Here is a 2,726-nt window from a genome sequence, read left to right on the forward strand (position 1 = left end):
TGTAGTTCCATTTTTGCCTCCTGGGGTTGGTATTTGTGGGGTGTTCCCCAGGAGGTTATCCCATTTCTCAAGCTTACACAAAATATCGTACACTACCAACTTTTTTCATACTGTCCTCCGGGCATGTTTTGACCTTCCATAAAGAAAATAAGCAATGTCTATGCCAGAAAAATAGTTGCTTAAAAACAAGGACTTCTAAGAAACGGATGATTTTTCCAAAAGAAAGATGATAAATTTTTAGACATTCAGATAAAAACGATGCACTTATTTTGTGCAACCATGATTCGAAATCTTCATTCCCAGATATATTAGAAATTCAAACAAAAGAAAAAGTTTCAGGAAATTTCTTTTTGAACCGAAATTAACTGAAATACCGTGCATAACAGCATTACGATTTAACCTTCCATCATCTTTAAAATCAACAAATCGTATACAATCAAAAAATTCAGGAATAGTTCCTTCTTCTGTAATACTTGCTGTTATAAGTTTCAAAGCGTATTGAATAGTTATAAATTTTCTGTTTCTTTTCCTTATAAGAGACTCTATATCCGCCTCAAGGGGATTCTTTTTAACAAAAATTTCCCAAACAACGCCCTCTATCTGAACAAAAAGACCGTAAATGGCAATTTCTGTAAATCCAGAAAGAAAAGCGTTAAGAACACCGTCAAGGATAGCTTTACGGGAAGAGAGAAAATCAATTTCCCCATATCTATCAAACCGTTCTTTCAAAAAAGACTCTTCAAGGAAAGGTTTAAAATATTCAAAAGGATCTCCGCCTTCGTAAACCTTAACAGCATAAGGGGGAACAATCCACCCATAAGACAGTAACTTCTGCACTTTGGAAATAGAAGCGGAATCAACAAGATAGTAAGCAACGGCTCTGGAAAGCAAAAACTCAAACTCTTTCCGCCAATCCCCCAGTTTTTTTATCCACTCTCTCTCCGTCTTCGCCTTAAAATAGGAACGAAATGCCTTTCTCAAAGCGTTATAAATATTTTTGTTACCAGACAGAGAAAAGTAAGGCTCCAGATTATTTCCTTTCACAAGATTAAGAACAACCTCCTCGTGATTAAGAGATTTAAAATCCTTCCTTGTGAAACCTTCACCTTTAATCTCTCTTAAAAGGGCAAAGAGGAATTCCCTGGCGCTACCTTCCTTCTCTGCCCTTTTAAAAATCTCTTCTGTTACTTTCATCTTTCCAGAACGTGCTTCTCTGGCACTATGGCAATAAATTCTCCTTCAAAAACCGTTTCATCCACTTTTTTAACCTTTACCATAACTTTATATTTCTTTCCCCTTGCCTCAACAACAGAAGCAATAGCTTTAAGTTTATCACCCACCATAACAGGCTTAAGAAACCTTACGGTAGCAGCCCCCAAAACAACGTTAGGATGGTTAACTGCAAGCATAGCAGCATAATCGGCAAGACCAAAAATGAATCCCCCATGGACAAGGCCTTTTTCATCGGCTGCCATCTCATTGGTCACCTCAAGAACAACCTCTGCTCTGTTTTCAGCCACTTTTACAGGTTCACCGCACAGGCGTCTGTTAATCTTTTCATGAGTGTTTATCATCTTTCCTCCCCCAGGTTATCTCCGGTTTTTAATCTGTAACCTCTGACAAAATCACCGGCACTCATCTCCCTTTTACCTTCAGGTTTAACCATCAAAATCTTTAATAAACCTTCCCCTGTTCCAACATAAAAACCTTCCCTATCAATATCAACAACAATACCAGGTTTATCCTGACCCTCAACAGGAAGAGTCTTTGTAATTTTAAGAAGTTTACCGTTAAAATGTGTAAAAGCAGAAGGCCACGGGGTAAAAGCCCTTACCTTATTAAATATATTCTCCGCAGTGTCTCTCCAATCAATCTTTCCGTCCTCTTTTTTTATCTGGGCACAGTAGGTTGCCTCACTGTCGTTTTGAGGAACAGGCTTTAATTTTCCCGAAGCTATTAGAGGGAGTGCCCTCACCAATAAACTCCCTCCCATAACGGCAAGCCTGTCGTGAAGTGTTTGAGCAGTATCATCAATAGAGATAGGAGTCTCTTCCTGAATATAGATATCTCCAGAATCCAGCTTTTCCGTTATTCTCATAATGGTAACGCCGGTTTTATCCTCTCCGTTTAAAAGGGCAGACTGAATGGGAGAAGCCCCTCTGTATTTTGGCAGCAGAGAAGCATGGACGTTAACAGGTGCAATTTTCGGTATTTCAAGTAATTCCTTCGGCAATATTTTCCCGTATGCAGCAACCACGATAAAATCGGGAGCTATTTCCTTCAATTTTTCAAACAACTTTTCATTTTCTTTAACTCTTTCAGGTTGCAAAACAGGAATACCATATTTTTCAGCAACAAGCTTTACAGGAGGAGATTTGAGTTTCCTTCCTCTTCCTGCCGGTTTATCCGGCTGAGTAACAACAAGAGAGACGTTAAAGGCCTCATTTTCAATCAACTTCTCCAGAGACGGAACGGCAAAATCCGGCGTCCCCATAAAAACTATATTTAACTTTTTCATACTCAGACTCCCGAGAAAGGAATGGTAATAATTTATTCCAGATTATATTCACAATACAAATTTCCAACCGTTAACCTTTAACCATCCATCTCTTTTCCTGAAATCGGGAAGTATTGATTCCACTAACTTCCGGTTGTGTCAATAATTTTGTGTAAACCATTAGGAGTACCTCCTGGAGAACATATCCTGAAGTTCTTCCTTAGCCTCA

Annotated in this window: 3 protein-coding genes; all 3 read right to left on the reverse strand. The window is 38.7% G+C overall.

The features are described from left to right. Positions 1-264: 264 nt before the first annotated feature. From BLW93_RS08560 to fmt, 3 genes are read right to left on the reverse strand one after another with little or no spacing between them, the layout of a single operon-like run. The gene (locus tag BLW93_RS08560) at positions 265-1,194 is read right to left on the reverse strand and encodes a hypothetical protein (protein ID WP_076713652.1); all 930 of its coding nucleotides are present in this window, start codon (positions 1,192-1,194) and stop codon (positions 265-267) included. After that, the gene (locus BLW93_RS08565; RefSeq protein WP_076713653.1) at positions 1,191-1,574 is read right to left on the reverse strand and encodes a hotdog domain-containing protein; all 384 of its coding nucleotides are present in this window, start codon (positions 1,572-1,574) and stop codon (positions 1,191-1,193) included. Before BLW93_RS08565 ends, BLW93_RS08560 begins: the two co-directional genes overlap by 4 nt. Next, a complete protein-coding gene (fmt, locus tag BLW93_RS08570) occupies positions 1,571-2,518 on the reverse strand; it encodes a methionyl-tRNA formyltransferase (RefSeq protein ID WP_076713654.1) in 948 nt (315 codons plus the stop codon). The genes BLW93_RS08565 and fmt overlap by 4 nt, the downstream gene beginning before the upstream one ends. Between the last annotated feature and the right edge of the window lie 208 nt (positions 2,519-2,726).

Origin of the sequence: Desulfurobacterium indicum, assembly GCF_001968985.1 — a bacterium.
Taxonomy (GTDB): Bacteria; Aquificota; Aquificia; order Desulfurobacteriales; family Desulfurobacteriaceae; genus Desulfurobacterium_A; species Desulfurobacterium_A indicum.

Bases quoted from the DNA above. Each gene is read 5' to 3' on its own strand.
- BLW93_RS08560 (WP_076713652.1), bottom strand. From the start codon at position 1,194: ATGAAAGTAACAGAAGAGATTTTTAAAAGGGCAGAGAAGGAAGGTAGC.
- BLW93_RS08565 (WP_076713653.1), bottom strand. From the start codon at position 1,574: ATGATAAACACTCATGAAAAGATTAACAGACGCCTGTGCGGTGAACCT.
- fmt (WP_076713654.1), bottom strand. From the start codon at position 2,518: ATGAAAAAGTTAAATATAGTTTTTATGGGGACGCCGGATTTTGCCGTT.